This window comes from Bradyrhizobium sp. USDA 4461 (assembly GCF_054055655.1).
This window is the reverse complement of record NZ_JBSRXM010000001.1, coordinates 2,697,822-2,722,544: the sequence shown is the minus strand read 5'-3', so window position 1 is coordinate 2,722,544 and position 24,723 is coordinate 2,697,822. Positions and strand designations below refer to the sequence as shown.

Genomic DNA, 24,723 nt, shown 5'->3' with positions numbered 1-24,723 from the left:
TACCGGTCATTCCGGGGCTCGCGAAGCGAGAACCCGGAATCCATTGAGCCGCGGTCAACGCGGCCTGATGGATTCCGGGCTCGTGCTTCGCACGCCCCGGAATGACAGACGGAGGGAGTTACGCCCCCTCGATATGCTTCGCGATAACAGGGAAGTAGTATTCCTTCGACCCCTTGTCGATCGCCTCCTGCAGCACCGTGCCGATCAGCTCCGCCCCGCGAATCCTGATGCCGGCGTCGGCGGCGAGCTCCAGCGCGTAGGACAGATCCTTCAGCGCATATTCGGTCGAGAAGGCGCGCTCCGGAAACACGCCGGGCACGATCGCCTTCATGCCGTGGTTACGCAGCGCAAAACTGTCGGCCGAGCCCTTCTTCGACAGGGTGTCCAGCAGCAACTTCGGATCGACGCCATTGTGCTTGGCCACCGCGACAGCCTCGGCCAGCGCGTTCACCGTCTCGAACAGCACCATGTTGTTGAGGATCTTGGTCACCTGCCCGGCGCCGACATCGCCGCAATGGGTGACGTCGGTGGCAAAGCAGCGAATTAAGGGCTCGATCGCGGCATAGAGGGCGGGCACCGCGCCGACCATCACGCTGAGCGTGCCATCCTGCGCCGCCTGCCGGGTGCGCGCGATCGGCGCATCGGCCCAGGCCGCGCCCTTGGCCTGCAATTGCGCGGCGAAGTCGCGGGTCTGGCTGACGGATGACGTGCCGAGATCGACCACGATCTGGCCGGCCCGTGCGTTCTTCAAAATGCCGTCTTCCTCGAACACCGCGCGCACGTGCCTGGCGCTCGGCAGGCAGAGGAACAGCACGTCGCTCTGCTTGATGACATCGGCGACCGACGTCGCGCCCTCCGCGCCGTCAGCGCGGAGCCGCTGCAACGGCTCAGTCGCGAGGTCGAACACCACGACGCGCTTGCCGCTCTTCTTGACCAGGTTGCGGCAAATCGGCTCACCCATCACGCCGAGGCCGATGAACCCGAGAGTCTTGTAGTCAGTCATATCGTTGCTTCTTTTCACGTTTCTTGACGCGTTGCAGATGCGCTTGTCACCTCGCGAACGATCGCGACGGCGCCAGATGCAGCGCGAACGCATCGACCTTGTCGCTGGCGCGCGGATAGATCTCGCTGACGATCGGATCGTGACCTGGGATGAAGCGGTCGGGATGCCCGGCGAGCCGCTCGACGATCTCCCAGCCCTGCACCATGTCGCCGACATTGTAGACGATCGGGAACGGGCTCTTCTTGTGCAGGTTCGCATAGTAGTGCGCGGCATCGGACGCCAGCACCACCGGACCGCGCGCGGTCTCGACCCGCACCACCTGCAAGCCGTCGGAATGGCCGCCGACGCGATGCACGGTGACGCCGGGCGCGATCTCGCCGTCGCCGGAATGGAAGGTGACGCGCTCGCCATAGACGTGCCGCACCATCTGGGTGACATGCTCGACCGAGAACGGATGACGCAGCATGCCGCTGCACATGCAGCGGCCGGTCGCGTAGCTCATCTCGCGTTCCTGCAGATGGAATTTGGCATTCGGGAAGCGATCCAGGTTGCCGGCGTGGTCATAGTGCAGATGGGTGACGATCACGTCGCGGATCGCATCGGCGCTGACGCCGAAACCGGCCAGCGCATCGACCGGGTTGAGCGTCAGCTTGCGGGCGCGCACCTTGGCCTCCTCGGCGTTGAAGCCGGTGTCGACGAGGATATCGCGGCCGTGGCCGCGGATCAGCCAGACGAAATAATCCAGATCCTGCGCCGTCGTGTCGTGCGGATCGGGGACTAGGAAGTTGAGGTGGGGCGTGCGCGGCGACATCGTCGCATAACGCAAGGCGTAGATCTCGTAGGCGTTTCCCATCGGTTTCGCTCTTGTTTGCAGCCTTGTTGAATGGTTTGCCGTCCCGACCACAAAGCCATCGCCCCGCGCAAAGGTCAAACCGCGCGTCGTGCGACGAGCGCATGACAGGGCCGCCAAGCCACTGTGAGTGCAATCACATTATCAACGCGCAGGAACCGGCACCATCCCATGATGGCGATGGCCGCCATGACCGCATGCTGTTGCACTGCGGCCTCCCTGCGGTCACCTCGATAAGCGATGCGGTCGCAAGCCGTTGACGGGAGTTCGGCCGTGGCTTGATAATGGATTTTCGTGAGAAGCGTTTTCGAGCGAAGTGGCTACCGGTTCGCGTTAAGAAAGCGCGTCAAAACAAGAATCTAGAGCCCTCGTTCCGATTTCCATCGGAACGGAAAAGGCTCTAGAGTTAAGGTCCCCGCGGCGCAGGCTGGAAACGGCGCCGTTTCATTGCAATGCCGCGATCTGGATTTGCCGCGATTATGAAAATCCGCCTTGCCTTGCTCGCCACGCTGATTTTTTCGATCGCGTCGTCCACCCTGTCGTTCGCCGCCGGCGACCGTTTCGCGCTGGTGATCGGCAACGCCAAATATCCCGACGCCGACGCGCCGCTGAAGGAGCCGGTCAACGACGCGCGCGACGTCGCCGATGAACTCAAGCGCGACGGCTTCACGGTCGAGGTCGGCGAGAACCTGACCGGCGACGGCATGCGCCGCGCCTTCGACCGGCTCTATGGCAAGATCAAGCCCGGCTCGGTCGCGCTGGTCTTCTTCTCGGGTTACGGCATCCAGTCGAACCGGCAGAGCTACATGATCCCGATCGATGCGCAGATCTGGGCCGAGGCCGACGTGCGCCGCGACGGCTTCAGCCTGGAGACCGTGCTCGGCGAGATCAACAGCCGCGGTGCCGGCGTCAAAATCGCCTTGATCGACGCCTCCCGGCGCAACCCGTTCGAGCGCCGCTTCCGCAGCTTCTCGGCCGGGCTTGCGCCGGTGATCGCGCCGAACGGGACGCTCGTGATGTACTCGGCGGCGCTGTCGTCGGTCGTCTCCGACAATGGCAGCGACCACAGCCTGTTCGTGCGGGAACTCCTGAAGGAGATCCGCACCCCGGACCTGATGGCCGAGGAAACGCTGAACCGCACCCGCGTCGGCGTCACGCGGGCCTCGCGGCAGGAACAGGTGCCGTGGATCTCGTCGTCACTGGCCGAGGATTTCTCGTTCATTCCAGGCGGCGCAGCCACTTCAAGCGGTGCGCCGGGAGCGGCGAGCACTGCACCCACCCCCGCCGCATCGCCGTCAACCGAGGTGGCCACGGCTCCGCCGGTCGCGCCACCACCGGCCCCGCCCGCCGCAACGCCGACGCCAGCACCGGCGCCTCCCGCGGCAACGACACCGACGCCGGCGCCGCCCAAGCCCCCCGTCGCGACCGCCCCGGCCTCACCGCCACCCGCACCGAAGGGCCCCGAGATCGCGCTGCCGCCACCCGCGCCTCCGCCGCCGGTGGTGATCCAGCCGACACCGGCGCCGAGCAATTCGCCCGTGCTTGCCGACGATCCGACCATCAAGAGTCTGAGCGAGAAGCTGGACAAGAACCCGGACGACGGCGCCGCGCTGTATCGCCGCGGCCAGGTCTATGCCAGCAAGGGCGCTTACGAGCTCGCGGTGAAGGACTTCACCAATTCGCTGCGGCTGAACCCGAAGGATGTCGAGGCCTATAACAACCGCTGCTGGGTCCGCACCGTGATCGGCGACCTGCAGGCAGCGCTGAAGGACTGCAACGAGGCGCTGCGGCTGCGCCCGAATTTCGTCGATGCGCTCGACAGCCGCGGCCTGATGAATCTCAAGGGCGGGCAGAACAAGAACGCCATCGCCGATTTCGACGCCGCGCTGAAGATCAATCCGCGGCTGACCTCGTCGCTCTACGGGCGTGGCCTCGCCAAGAAGCGCAACGGCGCGGTCGCGGAAGGCGATCTCGACATCGCAAACGCCAAGGCGATGGACCCCAACATCGTCAAGGAATTCGCCGACTACGGCGTGCAGTGACCAATCGATCGCTGCCCGGCCGGGCTCGAACCGCCGCTGCAATTGCGCGACTAATCAGAGGGTGCGTGCCGGGCCAATGCCGGGCGAACTGAAGAGTTGCATGGAACCGCGCAAGCCTGCGCAGGAGGGACCGAAATGTTCAAGCCGTCGGCAAAGGCCGCGATCCTTTCAATCATGACCGCCGGCGCCGTGCTGTCGTTCGGCATGGCGGCCGCCCGCGCCGGTGACGACGTCACCGAGGACCAGATCATCAAGGCGCTGACGCCCGAGAAGAAGCCGCTGACCCGCGGCCTCTCGGTCGGCCCGCAGACCACCTCGCCCGGGCTGAACGCCGACCAGGCCAAATTCGTGCAGAGCGTCCGCGGCCGCGCCACCCGCTCGCTGTCCTCGACCGAGCGCGAGGAGATCGCGACCATCGTCCAAGACAAGCCGAAGATCGATCTCGAGATCAACTTCGACTACAACTCCGCCGATATCAGCGCCAAGTCGCTGCCCTCGGTGCAGGCGCTCGGCCGCGCCCTCACCAATCCAGACCTGAAGGGTTCGACCTTCGTGGTCGCCGGCCACACCGACGCCGCTGGCGGCGAGGACTACAATCAGGGGCTCTCCGAGCGCCGCGCCGACGCCATCAAGCGCTATTTGGTCGACAAATACGGCATCAACGGCACCGATCTCGTCACCGTCGGCTATGGCAAGAGCAAGCTGAAGGACCCCAGCCACCCCATGGCGGACGTCAACCGCCGCGTCCAGGTCGTGAACGTGGAAAACAAGGACACCGCGTCCAAGTGAAACTCGTCCCAATGATCTGGATGTGATGGCCGGTGGCGTGGCCGCTTTTTGAGGTTACAATGCGCCCCGCACCCCGGCGGGGCGCATTTGCTTGAGGGCAGAAGCCCGGAGCAGCCCACCGGTGACCCGCCTCACATGACGTCGCATGCTCAAGCAACACAATGCGAGCGGATGAGACTTCGACAGGCAGACACGGCGTGACAAGCTCTGGATTGATCAGGCGATGAATTTTTCCCGATACCTCAAGCCTGCGCTCGGCACGGTGTTTTTCATCGCGCTGGTCATCGCCTATTACGCCTTCGAGCACCGCTCCCCCCCGCAAGAGAAGGAAACGCCGGGCCAGGCGCTGGTGGTGGTGACGAAGTCGACCAATGCCTGCTTCTCCGACATGGTCCGCGTCACCGGCTTCATCGTGCCGCGCCGCGAGGCGCAGGTGAATGTCGACCAGGACGGCTCCAAGGTCACCGACGTCCTGGTCCGCGAGGGCGATACCGTGACCGAGAACCAGGAACTGGCGCGGCTGACCCCGCCGCCGCAGCAGGCCGCCCAGGCCAATGCCAAGCCGATCGTGCTGCGCGCGCCGGCGGCCGGCCTGATCACCGAGGTGCGCACCGCGCCCGGCGCGCCGGCCTCGCCGCAGGCTCCCCCGATGTTCAAGATCTCGATCGGCAACGAGATCGAGCTCGACGCCGAGGTGCCGGGCTTCCAGCTCCTCAAGCTCAATCCCGGCGCCAATGTCCGGATCAGCCGCGATGACGCGCCCGACATGGTCGGCAAGGTCCGCCAGATCTCGCCGCAGGTCGATCGCACCACGCAACTCGGCCATGTCCGCATCACCATCAACAACAATCCGACGCTGAAGGTCGGCATGTTCGCGCGCGCCAACATCGACGCCAAGCGTTCCTGCGGCGTCGCGGTGCCGCGCACCGCGATCGACCGCCTGACCTTGCAGGTCGTCAAGGACAACACGGTGGAGACCCGCAGGGTGCGCGTCGGGCTGACCTCCGACACCTCGACCGAAATCCTTGAAGGCCTCGACGTCGGCGAAATCGTCGTGGCCGATGCTGGCACCTCGCTGCATGACGGCGACCAGATCAAGACCATGTTCGCCGACGAACTCGATCGCACGCGATCACGGTAATTCGGACACTCTAATGGCTTTGAACATCTCGGCATGGTCGATCCGGAACCCGCTTCCCTCGATCGTCTTCTCGATCATCCTGCTCGTGCTGGGCTGGGTCTCCTTCACCAAGCTCGCGGTGACGCGGCTGCCGAGCGCCGACATTCCGGTGATCTCGGTCGCGGTCTCGCAGTTCGGCGCAGCACCCTCGGAACTTGAATCGCAGGTCACCAAGACCATCGAGGACGGCGTCTCCGGCGTCGAAGGCGTGCGCCATATCTCCTCCTCGATCACCGACGGCCTGTCGGTGACCACGATCCAGTTCGCGCTGGAGACCAACACCGACCGCGCACTCAACGACGTCAAGGACGCGGTGACGCGGGTGCGCGCCAACCTGCCGCAGAACGTCACCGAGCCGCTGATCCAGCGCGTCGACGTGATCGGCCTGCCGATCGTGACCTATGCCGCGATCTCGCCCGGCAAGACGCCGGAGCAGCTCTCCTATTTCGTCGACGACGTGGTCAAACGCGCGTTGCAGGGCGTGCGCGGCGTCGCCCAGGTCGAGCGCATCGGCGGTGTCGAGCGCGAGATCCTGGTCTCGCTCGATCCCGACAAGCTGCAGGCGGTGGGGCTGACCGCGGTCAATGTCAGCCAGATGCTGCGCGGCACCAATGTCGACGTCGCCGGCGGCCGCGCCGAGATCGGCAAGAACGACCAGGCGATCCGGACGCTCGCCGGCGCCAAGACGCTGAACGAACTCGCCGGCACCATGATTCCGCTGTTCGGCGGCGGCGAAATCCGGCTCGACGATCTCGGCACCGTCACCGATACCATCGCCGACCGCCGCACCTTCGCCCGCTTCAACGGCGAACCTGTGGTGGCTCTCGGCATCAAGCGCTCCAAGGGCGCCAGCGACGTGGTGGTCGCGGCCGCGGTGCAGAAGCGGATCGACGCCCTGAAAATTGCCTATCCCGACGTCGACCTCAAATTGATCGACACCTCGGTCGAGTTCACCAAGGGCAATTACGAGGCCGCGATCTCGACCTTGTTCGAGGGCGCGATCCTCGCCGTCATCATCGTGCTATTGTTCCTGCGCGACATCAGAGCCACGATCATTGCCGCGGTCTCGCTGCCGCTGTCGATCTTCCCAGCATTCTGGGCGATGGACCTGCTCGGCTTCTCGCTCAATTTGGTCTCGTTCCTCGCCATCACGCTGTCGACCGGCATCCTGGTCGACGACGCCATCGTCGAGATCGAGAACATCGTCCGCCACATGCGGATGGGCAAGACGCCTTATCGTGCCGCGCTCGAAGCCGCGGACGAGATCGGCCTCGCGGTGATCGCGATCTCGCTGACCATCATCGCGATCTTCGCCCCTGCAAGCTTCATGTCCGGCATCGCCGGGCAGTTCTTCAAGCAGTTCGGCATCACGGTGTCGGTGCAGGTGCTCTTCTCGCTGCTCGCCGCGCGCTTCGTGACGCCGATGCTGGCGGCCTATTTCCTCAAGCACCATGACCACGATGATCCGCCGCCCGGCCGCATCCTGCGCAGCTATCACAGCCTGGTCACCTGGTCGGTGAAACACCATTACATCACCGTGCTGCTCGGCTTCGCGGTGTTCGCCGCCTCGATCTGGAGCATCACGCTGCTGCCGCAGGGCTTCCTGCCGGCACAGGACACCGCGCGCTCGCTGCTCGCGATGGAGCTGCCGCCCGGCTCGCAGCTCGCCTACACTGAGAAGGTCACCGAGGAAATCGTGGCGCGGCTGCGCAAGCGGCCCGAGGTGAGGAGCGTGTTCGTCGACGGCGGCCGGGTGCCGCCCGGCATCCAGGAGGTGCGGCGCGCCGCGCTGATCATCAACTACACGCCGAAGGCCGACCGCAGGATCACCCAGCGCGAGCTGGAGCTGTCGATCGGCAAGGAGCTCGATAACGTCCCCGACATCAGGTTCTGGTTTCTCGACGAGAACGGCCTGCGCGCGATCTCGCTGGTCGTGACCGGCACCGACAGCAATATCGTGAACAACGTCGCCAGCGAGCTGGCGACGCAGATGAAGCGGATCCCGATCATCGCCAACGTGATCTCGGAGACCGCGCTCGACCGGCCCGAGCTGCGCATCCGTCCGCGCGCCGAGCTCGCCGCTCGGCTCGGCGTCTCGACCGAGAGCCTGTCGCAGACCATCCGGGTCGCCACCATCGGCGACGTCGGCCCCGCGCTGGCGAAATTCGACGCCGGCGAGCGCCAGGTCCCGATCCGCGTCCAACTCGAGGACAATGCGCGCAGCGATTTGCAGATGCTGGAGCAGCTGCGGGTGCCGCTCGGCCAGCGCGGCGAACGCGGCGGCGTGCCGCTGTCCGTCGTCGCCGACATCCAGCTCGACCAGGGCCCGACCAGCATCAACCGCTACGACCGCGAGCGGCAGGCCACCGTCGCCGCCGACCTGGTCGGCAATGCCGCGCTCGGCGACGCCACCAAGCTGATCTACGACCTGCCGGTCATGAAGAGCCTGCCGAAGGGCGTCAAGGTCAGCCCGTCCGGCGACGCCGAGAGCCTCGCCGAGCTGTCCGACGGCTTCGCCACCGCGATCACCGCCGGGTTGATGATGGTCTATGCCGTGCTGGTGCTGCTGTTCGGCACCTTCCTGCAGCCGATCACCATCTTGTTCTCGCTGCCGCTCTCGATCGGCGGCGCGATCGGCGCGCTGCTGTTGACCGGCAAGCAGCTCACCACGCCGGTGTTGGATCGGCATCCTGATGCTGATGGGCATCGTCACCAAGAACGCCATCATGCTGGTGGAGTTCGCGGTCGAGGCGATCCGCGACGGCAAGGCGCGCGAGGACGCCATGATCGACGCCGGCATGAAGCGCGCCCGCCCGATCGTGATGACCACGATCGCGATGGCCGCCGGCATGATGCCGTCAGCGCTGGCGTTCGGCGCCGGTGGCGAATTCCGCTCGCCGATGGCGCTCGCGGTGATCGGGGGCCTGATCTTCTCGACCGTGCTGTCGCTGGTGTTCGTGCCGGCGATGTTCATGGTGATGGACGACATCGGCGGCCTGATCTGGCGCCTCGGCAAGCGGCTGGTGGTCTCGCATGCCGACCACGAGCTCACGCCGAGCGAGCCGAAGCCCGACGACACCAAGCGGCAGGGCGGCCCGCCGAGCATGATATCGCCGGCGGCGGAATGAGCTTGGGTTCGCGGCGCGGCTAATACAGCCGCGTGCGATAGGCCTCTTCCATCGCCTTCTCGGCGACCTCGACCTCAACGGCGGCGGTCTGCTCGGCGATGATCCGGCCGAGCGTCGGGAAACTGTTGCGCTCGACCTGGGCAGCGGGATTCCAGAGCTTCGAGCGCATCAGCGCCTTGCCGCAATGGAAATAGGTCTCGTCGACATGCACCTTGAGACCGATGATCGGCGTGACGTTCTGCACGGTCAGCGGCGTCAGGAGATCCGGCTCCTGCGAGATCTCGGCCCGCCCGTTGATGCGCAGCGTCTCGTTGATGCCGGGCACCATGAAGATCAACCCGACCCCGGGCGAGGCGATGATATTGCCGAACGTGTCGACCCGGTTGTTGCCGCGCCGGTCCGGGATCAGCAGCGTCTTGTCGTCGAGCACCGAGACGAAGCCCGGCGCATCGCCGCGCGGACTGGCGTCGGCATGGCCGTTGCCGTCGCTGGAGGCAATGATGAGGAACGGCGACAGCGCGATGAAGTCGCGGCAGAATTTGTCGAGATGATGGAGGACCTTCTTCTCGGCGAGCGGGCTGACCTGCCCGAAATGCCCACGAAGATCCTGCTGCGACTTGACCGGCGGCTTGCCGCCCGCGTTCTGGCTGCTCATTGCGAACTCCCGTTTATGGCCCGTCTATACCACGTCAGCGCGGGAATTGATGCCGGCCGCCAGGGAGCGCGCATTGGCCGCGGCCGCGAGGCTCAGCGGTGCCCGGAATGCAAAACCCCTGCGGTCAACGGGAAAGACCGCAGGGGTTTGCAGGTGGATGGCGTGAGGCCAGCAAGGCTGGGTGTCACCCCAAGGACCGGCACCGCAATGAAAGCGATAGCGGCCTCGTCATGCAAGCACGTCTTTTAGGCAGCAGTGCGTCAACATTCGCAGGCAAAGCGCGCGAGAGACTCGAATTCTCGCGCACGTTGCATGCGTTCCGCCGGGCTTCTCGTTCGTCGCGCTCCTTGCGCGAACCGATTATTCGCTTCGTTCGAAAACCGTTTCTAATCGTTGCGTGCGACTGCCGTCAGCTTGGTCATGTTGTGCAGCATGATCCGGCCGCGCTGCAGGTCGACGATGCCGTCCTTGCGCCAGGTCTGCAGTTGCCGGTTGACGCTCTCGCGCGCCGCGCCGACGAAGATGCCGAGCTGCTCCTGCGAGATGTGCACCTCGGAACCGAAATCCTCGGCCAGCGCACACAGCCGGCGTGCGAGGCGCACCGGCAACGGCTGCAGCACGGATTCCTCCATCCGCTCGCTCTGCCAGCGGATGCGCTGGCACAGCAATTCGATCAGCCGGACCGCGACCTTCGGCTCGCGCTCGAGGAAGCCCAGGAAATCCTCCCGCCGCAGCACGAACAATTCGGTCGGCTCGCCCGCGGTCGCGTCCGCAGTGCGATCCTGGCCGTCGAGCACGGCGACTTCGCCGAACAGGTCGCCGGATCCCATGAAGTTGAGTGTGAGCCGGCTGCCGTCGGACGCACCGGTTTCGATCCGCATCTGGCCGCGGCGGACCCCAAACAGGGCATCGCCGGGATCTCCCTTCTGGAACAGCACCTCGCCGGTGGTGAGCTGCTGGGTGTGGCAGAGGCCCGAAAGCCGCTGCAGCTCGTCCGCACCGAGATCGGCGAACATCGGATTCATCTTCAGAATGACCGCAAATTCGGCCTGTTTGTTCATTGTACTGCCTTCCAAATCAATCCGAGCAGTCCCCGCTGCCCGGTTAGCAAAAATCACCCTCATAAGAGTGTGTTTGAGGTCACATAAGTTCATGCTGGTAACGGATTATTTTTCCCGGCATTGGAGCGAGACCCCGTTTGCGGGGTAATCTCGTGTGAACGGCCGTGTCCTTGCGCGGCGGAACCCCTGCTTGCCCGGCCTGGAACGACGACATGAGAGCACTGAGACTTGCCGGGGCTGCCGTTGCGGCCGTGGTCGTGATCCTCGCGCTGGTGGCCGTGATCGGGATCCCCGCTTCTTTCGTCACGTCTGCGATCACCGAGCGGGTCGAGCGGGAGACCGGCTACCAACTCACCATCAATGGCGGCGCCAAGGTCTCCCTCTGGCCGACGATCAATCTGACGCTGAACGACGTCGTGTTGCAGGACCCGCGGGGCCGCGAGTCCAATAACCGGTTCGCGGCCACCCGTGTCGACGCGGAGATGACGCTGTCGAGCCTGTGGTCGGGCCGGCCCGAGATCACCGACCTCGCGATCGAGAAGCCGGTGGTGAACCTGCCGCTGCAGCGCGAGCGCACCCGCGACCATCATCCGCCGGCGAAGTCGTCTGCGTCCGACAATGGCGGCATCACGATCCGGCACGTCGGCGTCACCGGCGGCACGGTCGTGTTCTCCAGTGTGCGCGACCGCGTCGAGAGCCGGATCGAGGCGCTCAACGCCGACGCGACCATCGGCGACGATCGCAGGATCGTCGTCACCGCGAACGCCCGCGCGAGCGACAGGCCGCTGAAGTTCGAGCTCCGCGCCACCGCGCCGCAAGGATCGCTGGACCATCAGAGCGTGCCGACCGAATTCAACATCGAGGCACCGGGCCTGTTGCCGGCAGCGATCAAGGCCAACGCGGAAGCACGTCTGAACGGCACGGTCGTGATGTTCAACGGCGTCTCCGGCACGCTCGGCGATGGCGGCTTCACCGGCTGGGCGTCGGTCGATTTCGCCAGCAACAAGCCGCTGGTGAAGCTCGATCTCGACTTCCAGCGCATCTCGATTGCGGTGCCGCCGGGCCAGCCCGACGCGGCGCAGCCATTGGGCACCAACAGCTGGAGCAACGCGTCGATCGATCTCAACGGCCTCAATTACGTCGACGCGCAAGCGCGCATCTCGACGCCGGAGCTCGTGATCGGCGGCGGCCGCTTTACGCAGGCGGCGATCGATGCGTCGGTCGACAGCGGCGTGCTGAAGGGCAGGCTCAGCAACCTCGGCGCCTATGAGGGCACCGCCGATGGCGACGTCACGATCGACGCGCGAACCGCGAACCCAACCTACGCGCTGCGGCTCGATCTCGCCGGCGTGCGCGCGCTGCCGGTGCTCAAGAGCCTCGCCGAGTTCGACAAGCTCGACGGCAAGATGCAGGCCAAGCTCGCATTGACCTCGCAGGGCACGAGCGAGCGCGCCATCGTCGGCAATCTCGGCGGCACCGCCTTCGTCGTGTTCCAGGACGGCAAGATCCTCGGCCTCAACGTCGCGCAGATGATCCGCAACCTCACCACCAGCCCCCTGTCGGGCTGGCAGCAGGGTGAGGAATTGTCGACCGATCTCAGCCAGCTCTCGGCCTCGTTCAAGGTCGACAAGGGCCAGGCCGTCACCACCGATCTCAATCTGATCGGCCCGCTGATGAAGATGACCGGGGTCGGCACCATCGACCTCAACACCCGCCAGATCGGATTCCGCGTCGAGCCGCAACTCGTGATGACCACCGAGGGCCAGGGCCGCGCCGGCAATCCGGTCGGCCTCGGCATCCCCGTGATGCTCGAGGGCCCCTGGGTGAGCCCGCGGATCTATCCGGAGATGCAGGGCATCCTGGACAATCCCCAGGCCGCCTATGCCAAGCTCAAGGAGATGGGCAAGGGCCTGTTCGGCGCCAACGGCCAGGGTCTGAGCCAACAGGGCCTGAGCCAGGGGCTCAACGGGCTGACCAACCTGCTCAACGGCGCGCAGGGCGGCGGTGGCGCCGGCACCGGCCAGACTCCAGGCGCCGGCCAAGGCAACCCGCTCGGCGGGCAACTCGGCGACACCATCGGGAACCTGCTGCAGCAGGGCCTTTCCACCCTCAACCAGGGCAACGCCTCGCGCCCGAGCCGCAGCCTGGCCAGGCCCGAGGCGGACGCGCCGCCGGCCGCCGATCAGCCCGCGCCGCCGTCCCCGCCGCCCGGCGACACCGCCGAGCAGCACGACAATCCGGCGATGAAGGACGTGCTGCGTCAGCTGTTCAATCGCTGATAGTCCCGGATATCCCCCGCCATTATCCGCGGCTAACCATGCGACCCAAGGCTCCGCTCTCCCCGTCCGATCCGTGCTAAACAGCGCCCAACACAGTGGCGCACCCGACGGATCGGAGGGCACGGACGAGGCGGGATGAACGGGGCTGCGGACAACGGCAAGAACTGGTTCCTGCGCGGCGGCCTGTTCGCCAAATACGTCCTCGCGCTGGTCGGCCTCGTCGTGTTCGTGCTCGCGGTCAACGGCGCGCTCGAGACCTGGATCAGCTATCGCGGCATCAAGAGCACGCTGATCGATGCGATGAGCGAGAAGGCGGATGCCACCGCCAAGCGCATCGAGCAGGCGATCTCCGATCTCGAACGCCAGATCTCCTGGGTGACCCGCGCCTCCTCCAACACCATCGAGCTGCGCCGCGCCGACTATGCCCAGCTGCTCGGCCAGGTGCCGGCGGTGAGCCAGCTCACCTTGATCAGCAGCCAGGGCCAGGAGCTGCTGCGGCTGTCGCGCCAGACCGTCACGGTGAACTCCAACACCGACCTCTCCCGCGACCTCCGCTTCATCGAGACGGTCAGCCGCGGCACCGCCTACGCGCCGGCGTATTTCCGCGACGGGCGGCCCTTCATGTCGATCGGCGAGCAGCATTCCGGCTTCAATGCCGGCGTCACCGTGGCCGAGATCGACCTGCGCTTCCTCAACGACTATTTCGGCGACTCCCAGGTCGGCCGTCTCGCCTATGCCTATGTCGTCGACGCCAGGGGCCGCGTGCTGGCGTCCTCGTCGAAGGGCCCGGAGATCGGCAAGGACCTCGCCGCATTGCCGCAGGTCGCAGCCGTGCTGTCGCGCAACGGCAGGCCGCTCGCCTCCGGCAGGGATGTCGACGGCAACGCGGTGCTGACGACTGCGACCGCGGCGCCCGACCTCGGCTGGCACGTGTTCTACGAGCAGCCGACCGCGCAGGCGCTGTCTCCGATCCGCGACCAGCTGGTGCGCATTGCGCTCCTGATCGCGCTCGGCCTCGTGGTCGCGATCATCGCCGGCACGATCCTGGCGCGGCGCATGCTGGTGCCGATCACGGCACTGCGCACCGGTGCGCGGCGGCTCGGCGCCGGCGATTTCGGCCATCGCATCGAGGTGAAGACCGCGGATGAGCTGGAGGAGCTCGCGGGGCAATTCAACAGCATGGCCTCGCAACTCGCCGAGACCTATTCCGACCTCGAAGGCAAGGTGAAGGAGCGCACCCGCGACCTGGAGGAAGCCAACGCCACCGTGCGCGAGCAGGCCGACAAGCTGCGCGAGCAGACCGAGCAGCTCAAGGACTGGAACAGGTCGCTGGAGCAGCGGGTCGAGACCCAGCTCGGCGAGCTCGAGCGCGTCCGCAGGCTCGAGCGCTTCCTGGCGCCGCAGGTGGCGCAGCTGATCGCCTCGTCGGACAATCCCGAGGGCCTGCTCGACAGCCACCGCCGTGAGGTCACGGTGGTGTTCTGCGACCTGCGCGGCTTCACCGCCTTCACCGAGGCGACCGAGCCCGAGGAGGCGATGAACGTGCTGCGCGAATATCACGCGGCGCTCGGCAAGCTGATCTTCAAATACGAAGGCACGCTCGACAAATATGCCGGCGACGGCGTGATGATCCTGTTCAACGCGCCGATCCAGCTCGCCGACCACACCGCACGCGCGGTGAAGATGGCGGTGGAGATGCGCGACACCGTCGGCCCCTTGACCGAGAAGTGGCGCAACCGCGGTCATAGTCTTGGCTTCGGCATCGGCATTGCGCTCGGCTACGCCACGCTCGGCCAGGTCGGCTTCGAGCAGCGGCTGGAATACGCCGCGATCGGCAGCGTCACCAACCTCGCCTCCCGCCTGTGCGGCGAGGCCAAGGCCGGCCAGATCGTGGTCAGCCGCCGCGTCTACGGCATGGTCGAAGCGTACGTCGAAGGCCGCGCCATCGACGACCTCGTGCTGAAGGGCTTCAACCATCCGATTTTGGCGGCGGAGATTCTGCGCTGGAAGGGCGAGCCAAGCGCGGAGGCGGCGGCGGAATAGCCAAAGCTCTTTCCCAACGTCGTCCCGGGCACCCACATAAGTCCCGTCATCCTGAGGAGGCGCGAAGCGCCGTCTCGAAGGATGCACGGCCCCGATGCGGCCGCAGCCGGGCCGTCGACCCTTCGAGACGGCCGCTGCGCGGCCTCCTCAGGGTAACGGTTCAACAGCGCACATCGCTGCAACCCGTTTGTCCTGATTCAACTATCAAACAGCTGAGGGAAACACACCCCCGCAGCCTCGCGACGCCACCGCGCCCGAGTCATGCGATCAACCACCCTCATCGAAATCGGAGGGCGCAGGGAAGGCCGGGCGCCGATCGCACCCGCGGGTCCCGTGCAACAAAAAGCACGGGAGGTAGGACCACAGGTGTAACCGGAAACATCCGGCCTTCCCTGCGCAATGGTTTACGGCTTATACGTGCTCGCCCCGGTGAGACTTGGCTTGTTTGTCACCGTCTTCGCAACGCGCATTGCGCAATCGGAAAAGACACCTACCGCTAGGGCGTCAGGTCTGCACGACTTCGCCGTCCGCCGACCAGCGCGCGTCGTCGTTCGCGCCGCCAGCGTCCATCGCATCCCGCCGCACGTTCGTGACGATCGCGATACGCCCCTCTTGCCGGGCGGGATGGGGGAAGTTGTACAGGTGAGTTGGGGGAGATGTCAAGGGAAATTCCGAAAATCAGAACGATGGCTTCACCGTTCGATCTAATGAACACACGCTAGCCGGATCACGCCAAAAGCGACGTTGGGCGGGCTTGCCGCGGACATGCGATTCTGGCTTAACCGTTGCAAGACAATCATTCGTCGCAATTGATCTTGCCTCTAGGGAGTAAGGCATCGCAAATGTCCGACCAAGTTTCGGTTCAGCGCAAGGGTGGAAAGATATGGAGCCATTTGAGAAACAAATGGCTTGAAGAAACTCCTGAGGAGACAGTACGTCAAGAATATCTAGTTGCGACACTCATCAAGGAGTACGGCTTCACTCTAGAGCAGATGGCCGAAGAGCTTGAGGTCACCGGCCGAGGATCAAGGAAGATGAGTTCGCCAACCTACTCCATCAGTGTCATAACGTCATTCGCAATCGAGAAAAACTCGATCCTGCGGCGGCCTTCGATGAGATCGCCAAGATTCTATTTGTAAAGGTCTTCGTTGAACGCGAGCTGCGCGCGAACACCCCTAGATTATGATTGATATTGTCGCCAGTTTTGAAGTCGCCAATAAATCTACTTTCGACTGTAAACATCACCATCTCATAGGCGTTGGACACACGTATACGATCCTCGCAATCAAGCTCTATCCAAGGTAGAACACCAATTCCGTGGAAATGGAAGCGTCAGTTTTGCTCGGGTGCGACTGCCGGCCTTTAGAGAACGATCGGCTGGTCACGCGGTCTCGTAGAGCCGCATTCCAATCACCACCCCGTGACCCCCACCCCCTCCGCAATCACGATCCCTCCCCAACGCACCCCTCCTAGGAATAACCCATCCCCCACCTCGCTCGCGTCATGACGGGCGCGCGCGAACGCGCGCGCCTTGCGACAACAAGAACAAGCAGGATGGTTTGATGACGGGATTGGATGGGACGCCGGCTTCGGCGTCAGTGATGGCGCTGCACTGCTCGCTGGGATCGGGACGGCAATGGACCAAGCTTGCGGGCGCGCTCGGCGGTGTGCCGTTCATGGTGCCGGACATTTCCGGCTATGGCGTCGCGGCCTGCGCCCGTTCACGAGTCGCGATCACGATGCTGGTGTCGAGGCAAATCATTCGTCGACGAACACGTTCGTATCAGGCTCAACCGGCACCTCGTCCGGGATACCGTCGGGCAGAAAATCCCTCGCCCCAAGCGAGTCGAGTTCGGCCCAGAATCTGTCGAAGTCGATCGGCGGCTTTTTGATCGGCTCAAGGATCACCTTGTCGCCGACCTTGCTCACCCGGACTTCGGTGCCCTCAAAGCGAAGCTCTTTTGGCAGGCGCACAGCCTGGCTGCCGCCGTGCATGAACAGTTGGGCGGTTGCGGTTGCGCTCATGATCCGCCTCCGTGATCTTGAAGGGAGCCAATGATGTTCTCCCTGAGCAGCGTATTGACCAACGAGCTTAGCGATACCCCTTGTGCCGCGGCCTGCGCCGTCAGGTGATCCAGCAGGTCCGGCTCCAGATGGATTGGCGGCACGAGGCGCGCTCCTGCCCGGGAGAACTTGCCGCGCACGGCGTCCGAGAAATCATACTCATCTCTCATCGGATCGCAGGTCCTCGTGGTCACCGGGATGCATATCACGACCAGCGGCAACTGGGCTAAGCAAATGGTGCCGGTTCCGCGAAGCACTCCGAGCCCGCCGCCCGGTCGGCCCGATACGTTCCACGATAGACCGTGCCCCCTCACCCGGATCGCATTTCGCTCCGCTCCATGCGCTCCGGCCTCTCCCACAGGGGGGACGCGAACGGAGCGGGCGGTCGCGGCGTGACCTCTCTGCTGGCTGGCTTCCCGGCCATCTGCTAATCAGGGGCCGCACATTGCTGGGAATGATCCGCCGATGACGCCGCGATTTCCGTACCGCACCGCCCTCGCCGCCTCCGCGCTGCTGCTGCTCGCAGCTTCTCCCACATCAGCCGCCGACGAGCCCGACTCCGTGCCGAAGGGCGCGGCGGTCACGGTGCTGAAGGCGTCGAAATTCTGCTTCGGCAACATCGTCGAGGTCACAGGCATCGTGCTGCCGCGCGACGAGCAGCAGATCCGGCCGGATCGTTTCGGCTTGAAGGTGGCGGAGGTGAATGCCGATCCCGGCGACACCGTCACCGCGGGCCAGGTGCTGGCGAAACTGACCGATGGCACCAATACCAGCAATGTCACGGCGCCCGTGGCGGGCACGATCTCGGCCTCATCGGCGATCGTCGGCAGCCCGGCCTCCGGCAAGGACGCGCTGTTCTCGATCATCACCAGAAGCGAATACGATCTGGTCGGCATGGTGCCGACCCGCGACATCGCCAAGCTGAAGACCGAGCAGACCGCAAAGCTGCGGATCCTCGGCGCCGGCGACGTCGACGGCAAGGTGCGGCGGATCGCGCCGACCGTCGAGCCGAACAGCCAGCTCGGCCAGGTGTTCGTGGCGATCGGCGGCACCAGGCGGCTGCTGGTGAATTCGAGCGGGCGGGCGCAGATCAAGACCGGGCAGAGCTGCGGCGTCGCGGTGCCGCTGACCGCGATCCTCTACTCCACCGCCGGCACCGTGGTGCAGGTGGTGCGCGGCGGCCGCGTCGAGACGCGGCGGGTCGAGACCGGGTTGATGTCGGCGGGACAGGTCGAGATCCGCGACGGCATCCAGGAAGGCGACATCGTCGTGGCCCGCGCCGGCGCGCTGCTGCGCGAGGGCGACCCGGTGCGGCCGGTGGGGGCAGCCGCGGAGGCGAAGTGAGAGGGGCGAATAGCGAATGGCGAATGGGGAGTAGCGAATAGCGGTTTGTAGCCCGGATGGAGCCAACCGGGCGCGCGTTCGCGCGACCCGTTGGCTCCATCCGGGCTACGAGATGTCCCCTATTCGCTACTCCCCATTCGCTATTCGCGGCATCACCCGCCGAGCTTGATGTCTTCCAGCAGCGAGGACGATACGCTCGGCACCTGCTCGCCTTCGCTCGCGCGGGAGATCGCGACGCGGGTCTTGTTGAACGCGGTCTCGGCCCCGGCCTGGGCGTTGAGGTTTTGGATCAGCTCGGAGACCAGCACGCTGTTGGCGCCCTTTGAGTCGTCGGCGACCTTGCCCGGCGTCGCCGAGCTGAGAACGATGGTGTTCTCCGGCGGGCTGATCGGCGCGAGGCCGTGCGAGAAGGCGCGGAAGCGGCGCTCATAGGGATTGCGTCTGGAGGCATCGAGCACGACGAGCTTGGCCTTGGCGCCGCGCTCCTTCATCGCGTCGAGCACGGACTCGACGCTGACGCCGGTGCGCTTGACGTCGGCTTCCTTCCAGATCGTGGCATCGACCGGGATCATGTAGCTCTCGCGGCCCACCTGCACGCCGTAGCCGCCGAAGAACAGCATCACGACGGTGTCGGGGCGGATCTTGGCCTTCATGCGCTCGACCGCGCGGAACATGTCGTCCCTGGTCGCGTCCTCGACCACGTCGACGTCGAAGCCTTCGCGGCGCAGCGCCGACGACAGCGTGCGGGCATCGTTGATCGGCTGGGCCAGCGGCGCGGCGGCGTCCGGGTAATGGCCGTTGCCGATGATCAGCGCGAGGCGGGAGGTGCCGGCCGGAATGCTGCCGGTCAGCTCGCCGGTCACGGCCTTGTCGCCACCCTTGGCGACATCGAGGGTGCGCTTGTTGAGCGCGGCATGGGCACCGATCGCCAGCGACACCGTGCCGGCCACCGCCACGCAGACGGCGATGGTGCGACGGGAAATCTGAAGCTGCCTAAGGTTCATAGCGTTCCTAGTCCCAATCCTTGTCCCGAAGGCGCTCGAACGAAATCGCGCCAGTTAGTCGCGTCAGTGACGGTCAGGTTTAATGGGGTTGAGCTGTGTGTGCCGTCGATTGATCTCAATTTGCGGCGCCGCAACAAACATTCCCTTAACCCGGACGGCCGGCCGGGGCAACCCGGTTTGCTGCATGCTGCCGCCCGGCACAGGGCATTGACGCCGTTAAGATCCCGTTACGTGATCTCGGTCACATTTGTATTTTGCAGGGATTCATGTAGCTTTCCAAAGGCTTGCGAGTTTGGGGGAGGACCGGAGGAAACACCGTCCGGGGCGGCGGCGTTAACCGGTTCCTTGAGAAAGGGATTCATGAGCCTTCACGAGATCGCCGGGGCCGTGTGCCGGTCGCTGACCGCCAGGAAGGACGGCCCGTCGCTGTACGACGTCTGCGACCCCATCTTGCAGGTCTATCGCGGCGGCGACGCCCATCTCGGGAAGTTCTACCGGACCGCGCTCGGCAATCCGCCGCTGCGTACGCTGCTCCGCCGCACCGGCCTGCCCGCACTGAAGGACCCCGACCGCCTTGCCGGCCTGCGCGCGGCGTTGACCGCGGCGCGCGATAGCGAGGCGCCGGACTGGGCCGCGATCGGCGCCCCCGTCGCGGACCTGATGGACGGCATCGGCGTGCGCCACCCCGCCCCGCCGGCCGCGGCGGCGCCGGGCCGCCCGCCGGCAATGGCCGAGATCGACCGCGTGATCCGCAAGACCGGCGCGCATCTGCTCGCCTCGTTCGGCAGGAACGGCTTCATCCCGACCTATGCCGCCTTCAACCTGATCGGCGATCCCGACCTGGGCGGGCGCGAGATGCTGATGGCGCTGACCGGGCTGAACGCGCGCGGTTACAAGAACTCGACCCTGCTGTTCGGCCTGGCGCGGATCTTCATCGCGCATTCGCCGGCGCGCGCGCTGATCAACCCGGCCTGGCGCGGCATCGCCGAGCCGATGTGGGAGCCGGTGCAGATCCGCCACCGCTCGGCCTATTACGACGCGTTCTTCACCGAGGCGCTGCTCGGCTTCGTCGAGACCGGCCTGGCGTCACCGGTCGAGGCTGGCACGGCGCGGCGCGCGATCGCCGACATGGTGGACTTCTGCCTCAAGACCAGCGCCGAGGAGGTGCCGTCGCATGACGGTTCCACGGTGAAGGTGATCACCGCGCTGGCGCCGGGCCGGCATCCGCGCTTCTCGCGGTTCTTCGCCCAGATCAAGCAGGACCTCGGCTTCGGCATCTATGTGCCGGACTGCGACACCACGGCATGCTCGTTCTCGGCGGCGACCCAAGCCGGCTCCGACGATCCGATCCTCGCGCAGCCGCTGCTCGACTTCTACCGCGGCTACCAGGTGCGCGCGGGCGCCAACGAGCCTGTTGTCACCGTGCCGCTGAACGACAACATCGATTACGAGGGCGGCGTCGTCACCTGGATCGACAATCTCAAGGGCGAGCGGCCCTATGGCAACGACCTCGACCCGACGCTGAACCTCGATATTCTCGAGGTCTCGTTCCGCAACCTCGCCCGCTGGCAGATCATCGAGACGCCGCAGCGGCTGGAGACGGTGCATCGCATCATCGCCTTCCAGAGGAATCTGGTCGAGAGCGGCGCGTTCAGGAATCCGCGCTCGCATATTTATTATTTGCCGGAGCTCTATTCGGCCTATTTCGGCCGCTGCTATGCCGCCTTCATCGCGCTGCCGCTGGCGGCGCAGCGCATCATCGATCCCGGCAACGTGTTCGCGCTGATCCGCGCCCGCGTGCTCGGCTATGTCCAGAGCGAGCTGATCACCCATGAGATGAACCCGTTCGACGCCGCGCTGGCGCTGATGGCGCTGGCGCATCTTAACGCCGAGGTCTCGAGCTTCACGCCGGCGCTGCACTGCATCGTGCAGGGGCTCGGCGAGGGCGGCCGCAAGGGCCCCTACAGAGCCTATGAATGGAACAAGATGAAGACGCCGACGCGCATCCTGGTCGGCGGGCCCGAAGTGACATCGGCGTTCGTGCTGATGGCCCTGGCGCTGGCGCGGAAGCGAATGGCGGGCGAATAGCGAATGGCGAAGAAAGCCACCCCTTCCCTATTCGCAATTCGCCACTCACCATTCGCCCCTGGATGACGCGAAGTTGACACTGGCGGAAACACGACAGCACTGGCAGGGTTGCCCAATTGCCCGCACAATCGTTGGGCACTGACCGATCAACGCCAAAGCCCTTTGAACGACAAGAACCTGGCCGGGAACGCCGATGCTGAAGACGCTGCTCACTGCTGGCCTGCTGCTGTCGCTGCCGACGCTGGCTGTGGCGGCCGACATCACCGGCGTGCCGAAGATCCGCGACGGCGACCAGCTCATGATCGGCAGCGTCAAGATTCGGCTCGGCGGCATCGATGCGCCGTCGACCGACCAGCTCTGCCTCAACACCAAGGGTGAGCGCTGGACCTGCGGCGTCGCCGCGCGCGACGAGCTGATCAAGCATGCCGGCAACAAGAGCTGGACCTGCCACGCCCGCTCGGTCGACCGCCGCGGCCGCACCGTCGCGCGCTGCGAGGTCGATGGTGAGGACATCCAGAAGTGGATGGTCGCGAATGGTTGGGCGCTGGCCTACACCCGCGTCTCGCATGACTACGAGCCGGACGAGAAGGCCGCGCGCGAGGCAAAAGCCGGGATGTGGCAGGGCGCGTTCATCGCACCGTGGGACTGGCGCGTGCGCAACAAGAAGACCATCGTGCTCGGCGCGGTGAAGCCGCCGGAGGGCGCCAATGCGATCCTGCTCGCCTCCGCCTCCGGGCCGGTTGCGCCCTCGCCCGATTGCACCATCAAGGGCAACGTCAACCGCTCCGGCGAATGCATCTTTCATCAGCCGACCAGCCGCTGGTACGCCAAGATCGAGATGAAGATCTCAAAGGGCACGCGCTGGTTCTGCTCGGTCGAGGAAGCCGAGGCCGCCGGCTGTCGCGAGACACGGCGCTAGCGCGCGCGACGCAGTGATCCGGAAGCGTGTGCCGTGACCGACGTCGAGATCGATCCACCTTCCACGCAGCGGCGCAGCCGCCTCCGGCAAGCGCAGATGCTGCTGCTGTTCGTGCTGGTCATCTATCTGATCGCGGCCTATCTGGTGCTGCCGGCGCTGTGGACGCATTACGAGCACCAGAAGGGCCTTGCCAATCTGCCGATGGTGACGCGTACCGCGCAGGGCATTCCCGGCGATCCGATGAATGTCGGGCTGATCGGCGACACCAGGGACGTGGTCTGCGCCATGCACGAGGCCGGCTGGTTTCCGGCCGATCCGGTGACACTGAAATCCTCGATCGAGATCGTCGGAAGCGTGCTGCTCGATCGCCCCTACAAGGATGCGCCGGTGAGCAGCCTGTTCTATCTCGGCCGCCGCGAGGACCTCGCCTTCGAGCGGCCGGTCGGATCGAGCGCCGATCGCCGCAACCATGTCCGGTTCTGGCGCGTGCTCGACCAGGGTCAGGAGAAGCGCCCGGTGTGGCTCGGTGCCGCGACGCTCGACCGCAGCGTCGGCGTCAGCCATTACACCGGCGCGGTGACCCATCATATCGGACCCGACCTGGACGCCGAGCGTGCGCTGCTCGCCACCGACCTCGAGTCCGCCGGCATGGTCACCGCGAAATATCAGGTGACCGGCATCGGTCCGACCTTCAACGGCCGCAATGGCGGCGGCGATCTCTATTACACCGATGGCGAGATCTGGGTGCTGCGGCTGGTCGAGGCCTGCAATAAGAACCACGGCGCGGTCGCGCAGATCCCGAGTCCCGCCGCGACCGAATTCAAGGACCAGATCTGGCGCGCGGTCGTGGAGTCGATCGGCAAATAGGCCGCTGCTACCCGGTTTTGGAAATGCTGGATTGCTCCGTCCGGCTCGCAATCGAAGCCGCAATGGAATATTGTCCCCGCTCGACCCCTCACACGCATGATTTGCGTTGCTTTACCCAAAAGGAACAGGACGATGACCGTTCGCGCGGGCCGGGAATTTCTGGCCATCCCCGGGCCCACCACGATGCCCGATCAGGTGCTGCAGGCGATGCACCGCCCAGCGCTCGACATCTACTCCAGCGAGATGCTCGAACTGACCGACGGCCTGCTGCGCGATCTCTCGAACCTGTTCGCGACCAAAGGCAAGTCCTACATCTACATCGCCAACGGCCACGGCGCCTGGGAAGCCACGCTCTCCAACGTGCTGTCGCGCGGCGACAAGGTGCTGGTGCTCGAAAGCGGGCGCTTCGCGATCGGCTGGGGCCAGGCCGCGGCCGCGATGGGCGCCGATGTCGAGGTGCTGAAGGGCGACTGGCGCCGCGCGATCCGCCCGGCCGAGGTCGAGGAGCGGCTGCGGCGCGACAAGGAGCACGCGATCAAGGCGATCCTCGCGGTGCAGGTCGATACTGCCTCCGGCGCCTATAACGACATCGAGGCGATCGGCAGGGCGATCAAGGCCGCCGGCCATCCCGCACTGTTCATGGTCGACACCGTCGCCTCGCTCGGCTGCATGCCGTTCGAGATGGACAAATGGTATGTCGACGTCGCGATGTCTGGCTCGCAGAAGGGCCTGATGACGCCGCCCGGCCTCGGCTTCGTCGCCGCCAGCGACCGCGCCTGGGACGCGCACAAGAAGGCCGATCTGCGCACGCCCTATTGGGACTGGACCGAGCGCGAAGGCTCTGAGCACTACCGCAAATATGCCGGCACCGCGCCGGTGCATCTGTTGTTCGCCTTGCGCGAGGCGATCAACATGCTGCACGCCGAAGGCCTGGAGAACGCCTTCGAACGGCACCGCCTGCTCGGCGAAGCGGTGCGCCGCGCGGTTGCGGTCTGGGGCGAGGGCCAGGTGCTCGGCTTCAACATCGCCGAGCCCACCGAGCGCTCCAACACGGTGACGACGGTGACCGTGAAGGGCGCCGACCCCGCCGCGATCCAGCGCTACGCCAAGGAGAAATGCGGCGTGGTGCTCGGCACCGGCATCGGCGATCTGCAGGGCCAGGCCTTCCGCATCGCGCATATGGGCCACGTCAACGCGCCGATGATCCTCGGCACGCTCGGCGTCATCGAGGTCGCACTCACCGCGCTGAACATCCCGCACGGCAAGGCCGGCGCCGACGCCGCCATCCAATGGCTCGGCGAGAACGTGAAGGCGTAAGGCCAAGGGATCGATGACTCGCATCTCAAACCCGTCATCCTGAGGAGGCCGCGGAGCGGCCGTCTCGAAGGATCGACGGCCCGGCTGACG

At 65.6% G+C, this 24,723-nt stretch carries 17 protein-coding genes and 1 pseudogene; 11 read left to right on the top strand and 7 right to left on the bottom strand.

Annotation, left to right across the window (positions count from 1 at the left end; translation table 11 throughout):
• Positions 1–118 precede the first annotated feature (118 nt).
• Together ACVINW_RS12700 and ACVINW_RS12695 are read right to left on the bottom strand one after the other, a co-directional pair.
• The gene (locus ACVINW_RS12700) at positions 119–1,003 is read right to left on the bottom strand and encodes an NAD(P)-dependent oxidoreductase (protein WP_456751601.1); all 885 of its coding nucleotides are present in this window, start codon (positions 1,001–1,003) and stop codon (positions 119–121) included.
• Between the two features lie 46 nt (positions 1,004–1,049).
• Positions 1,050–1,856 carry an N-acyl homoserine lactonase family protein gene (locus ACVINW_RS12695; RefSeq protein WP_456751600.1) on the bottom strand — a complete coding sequence of 269 codons (807 nt, stop codon included), beginning with the start codon at positions 1,854–1,856 and terminating at the stop codon, positions 1,050–1,052.
• Between the two features lie 476 nt (positions 1,857–2,332).
• On the opposite strand from ACVINW_RS12695, the gene ACVINW_RS12690 reads away from it, so the two are divergent.
• The 4 genes and pseudogenes from ACVINW_RS12690 to ACVINW_RS12675 all read left to right on the top strand — a co-directional run bounded on the left by ACVINW_RS12690 (position 2,333) and on the right by ACVINW_RS12675 (position 8,992).
• Positions 2,333–3,895, top strand: a complete 1,563-nt coding sequence (locus tag ACVINW_RS12690; protein WP_456751599.1) for a caspase family protein — start codon at positions 2,333–2,335, stop codon at positions 3,893–3,895.
• A 135-nt stretch (positions 3,896–4,030) separates the two neighbouring features.
• Positions 4,031–4,684 carry an OmpA family protein gene (locus tag ACVINW_RS12685; RefSeq protein WP_456751598.1) on the top strand — a complete coding sequence of 218 codons (654 nt, stop codon included), beginning with the start codon at positions 4,031–4,033 and terminating at the stop codon, positions 4,682–4,684.
• A 223-nt stretch (positions 4,685–4,907) separates the two neighbouring features.
• Positions 4,908–5,825 (top strand): efflux RND transporter periplasmic adaptor subunit, encoded by a 918-nt coding sequence (locus ACVINW_RS12680; protein WP_456751597.1) that lies wholly within the window; start codon positions 4,908–4,910, stop codon positions 5,823–5,825.
• 13 nt (positions 5,826–5,838) lie between these two features.
• A pseudogene (locus ACVINW_RS12675) lies at positions 5,839–8,992 on the top strand (efflux RND transporter permease subunit).
• A 19-nt stretch (positions 8,993–9,011) separates the two neighbouring features.
• Here the strand turns inward: ACVINW_RS12675 and ACVINW_RS12670 are convergent.
• Together ACVINW_RS12670 and ACVINW_RS12665 are read right to left on the bottom strand one after the other, a co-directional pair.
• On the bottom strand, positions 9,012–9,647 hold the full coding sequence (locus ACVINW_RS12670) for a pyridoxamine 5'-phosphate oxidase family protein (protein ID WP_456751596.1): 636 nt from the start codon (positions 9,645–9,647) through the stop codon (positions 9,012–9,014).
• A 386-nt stretch (positions 9,648–10,033) separates the two neighbouring features.
• A complete protein-coding gene (locus ACVINW_RS12665; protein ID WP_456751595.1) occupies positions 10,034–10,708 on the bottom strand; it encodes a Crp/Fnr family transcriptional regulator in 675 nt (224 codons plus the stop codon).
• 212 nt (positions 10,709–10,920) lie between these two features.
• Between ACVINW_RS12665 and ACVINW_RS12660 the strand changes: the two genes are divergently transcribed.
• Together ACVINW_RS12660 and ACVINW_RS12655 are read left to right on the top strand one after the other, a co-directional pair.
• Positions 10,921–12,987: an AsmA family protein gene (locus ACVINW_RS12660; RefSeq protein ID WP_456751594.1), complete on the top strand. Its 2,067-nt coding sequence runs from the start codon at positions 10,921–10,923 to the stop codon at positions 12,985–12,987.
• A gap of 135 nt (positions 12,988–13,122) precedes the next feature.
• A complete protein-coding gene (locus ACVINW_RS12655) occupies positions 13,123–15,030 on the top strand; it encodes an adenylate/guanylate cyclase domain-containing protein (protein WP_456751593.1) in 1,908 nt (635 codons plus the stop codon).
• A 1,758-nt stretch (positions 15,031–16,788) separates the two neighbouring features.
• Here the strand turns inward: ACVINW_RS12655 and ACVINW_RS12650 are convergent.
• On the bottom strand, positions 16,789–17,055 hold the full coding sequence (locus ACVINW_RS12650) for an antitoxin (RefSeq protein ID WP_456751592.1): 267 nt from the start codon (positions 17,053–17,055) through the stop codon (positions 16,789–16,791).
• Entirely contained in the window at positions 17,052–17,264 is a 213-nt protein-coding gene (locus tag ACVINW_RS12645; protein ID WP_456751591.1) for a hypothetical protein, read from the bottom strand. The genes ACVINW_RS12650 and ACVINW_RS12645 overlap by 4 nt, the downstream gene beginning before the upstream one ends.
• Before the next feature lie 295 nt (positions 17,265–17,559).
• Between ACVINW_RS12645 and ACVINW_RS12640 the strand changes: the two genes are divergently transcribed.
• Entirely contained in the window at positions 17,560–18,438 is an 879-nt protein-coding gene (locus ACVINW_RS12640) for an efflux RND transporter periplasmic adaptor subunit (RefSeq protein ID WP_456751590.1), read from the top strand.
• Positions 18,439–18,590: 152 nt separating this feature from the next.
• Here the strand turns inward: ACVINW_RS12640 and ACVINW_RS12635 are convergent, their stop codons facing one another.
• Positions 18,591–19,442, bottom strand: coding sequence for a caspase family protein (locus ACVINW_RS12635; RefSeq protein WP_456751589.1), 852 nt, complete (start codon positions 19,440–19,442; stop codon positions 18,591–18,593).
• Positions 19,443–19,802: 360 nt separating this feature from the next.
• Between ACVINW_RS12635 and ACVINW_RS12630 the strand changes: the two genes are divergently transcribed.
• From ACVINW_RS12630 to ACVINW_RS12615, 4 genes are all read left to right on the top strand, one after another.
• Positions 19,803–21,530: a hypothetical protein gene (locus tag ACVINW_RS12630; RefSeq protein WP_456751588.1), complete on the top strand. Its 1,728-nt coding sequence runs from the start codon at positions 19,803–19,805 to the stop codon at positions 21,528–21,530.
• Between the two features lie 193 nt (positions 21,531–21,723).
• The gene (locus ACVINW_RS12625; RefSeq protein WP_456751587.1) at positions 21,724–22,449 is read left to right on the top strand and encodes a thermonuclease family protein; all 726 of its coding nucleotides are present in this window, start codon (positions 21,724–21,726) and stop codon (positions 22,447–22,449) included.
• A gap of 33 nt (positions 22,450–22,482) precedes the next feature.
• Entirely contained in the window at positions 22,483–23,316 is an 834-nt protein-coding gene (locus ACVINW_RS12620; protein ID WP_456751586.1) for an LssY C-terminal domain-containing protein, read from the top strand.
• Between the two features lie 132 nt (positions 23,317–23,448).
• Entirely contained in the window at positions 23,449–24,633 is a 1,185-nt protein-coding gene (locus ACVINW_RS12615; protein WP_456751585.1) for a pyridoxal-phosphate-dependent aminotransferase family protein, read from the top strand.
• Positions 24,634–24,723 lie beyond the last annotated feature (90 nt).

Bases quoted from the DNA above. Each gene is read 5' to 3' on its own strand.
- ACVINW_RS12640 (WP_456751590.1), top strand. From the start codon at position 17,560: ATGACGCCGCGATTTCCGTACCGCACCGCCCTCGCCGCCTCCGCGCTG.
- ACVINW_RS12645 (WP_456751591.1), bottom strand. From the start codon at position 17,264: ATGAGAGATGAGTATGATTTCTCGGACGCCGTGCGCGGCAAGTTCTCC.
- ACVINW_RS12665 (WP_456751595.1), bottom strand. From the start codon at position 10,708: ATGAACAAACAGGCCGAATTTGCGGTCATTCTGAAGATGAATCCGATG.
- ACVINW_RS12655 (WP_456751593.1), top strand. From the start codon at position 13,123: ATGAACGGGGCTGCGGACAACGGCAAGAACTGGTTCCTGCGCGGCGGC.
- ACVINW_RS12650 (WP_456751592.1), bottom strand. From the start codon at position 17,055: ATGAGCGCAACCGCAACCGCCCAACTGTTCATGCACGGCGGCAGCCAG.
- ACVINW_RS12660 (WP_456751594.1), top strand. From the start codon at position 10,921: ATGAGAGCACTGAGACTTGCCGGGGCTGCCGTTGCGGCCGTGGTCGTG.
- ACVINW_RS12625 (WP_456751587.1), top strand. From the start codon at position 21,724: ATGCTGAAGACGCTGCTCACTGCTGGCCTGCTGCTGTCGCTGCCGACG.
- ACVINW_RS12635 (WP_456751589.1), bottom strand. From the start codon at position 19,442: ATGAACCTTAGGCAGCTTCAGATTTCCCGTCGCACCATCGCCGTCTGC.
- ACVINW_RS12685 (WP_456751598.1), top strand. From the start codon at position 4,031: ATGTTCAAGCCGTCGGCAAAGGCCGCGATCCTTTCAATCATGACCGCC.
- ACVINW_RS12630 (WP_456751588.1), top strand. From the start codon at position 19,803: ATGAGCCTTCACGAGATCGCCGGGGCCGTGTGCCGGTCGCTGACCGCC.
- ACVINW_RS12680 (WP_456751597.1), top strand. From the start codon at position 4,908: ATGAATTTTTCCCGATACCTCAAGCCTGCGCTCGGCACGGTGTTTTTC.
- ACVINW_RS12670 (WP_456751596.1), bottom strand. From the start codon at position 9,647: ATGAGCAGCCAGAACGCGGGCGGCAAGCCGCCGGTCAAGTCGCAGCAG.
- ACVINW_RS12700 (WP_456751601.1), bottom strand. From the start codon at position 1,003: ATGACTGACTACAAGACTCTCGGGTTCATCGGCCTCGGCGTGATGGGT.
- ACVINW_RS12695 (WP_456751600.1), bottom strand. From the start codon at position 1,856: ATGGGAAACGCCTACGAGATCTACGCCTTGCGTTATGCGACGATGTCG.
- ACVINW_RS12690 (WP_456751599.1), top strand. From the start codon at position 2,333: ATGAAAATCCGCCTTGCCTTGCTCGCCACGCTGATTTTTTCGATCGCG.
- ACVINW_RS12615 (WP_456751585.1), top strand. From the start codon at position 23,449: ATGACCGTTCGCGCGGGCCGGGAATTTCTGGCCATCCCCGGGCCCACC.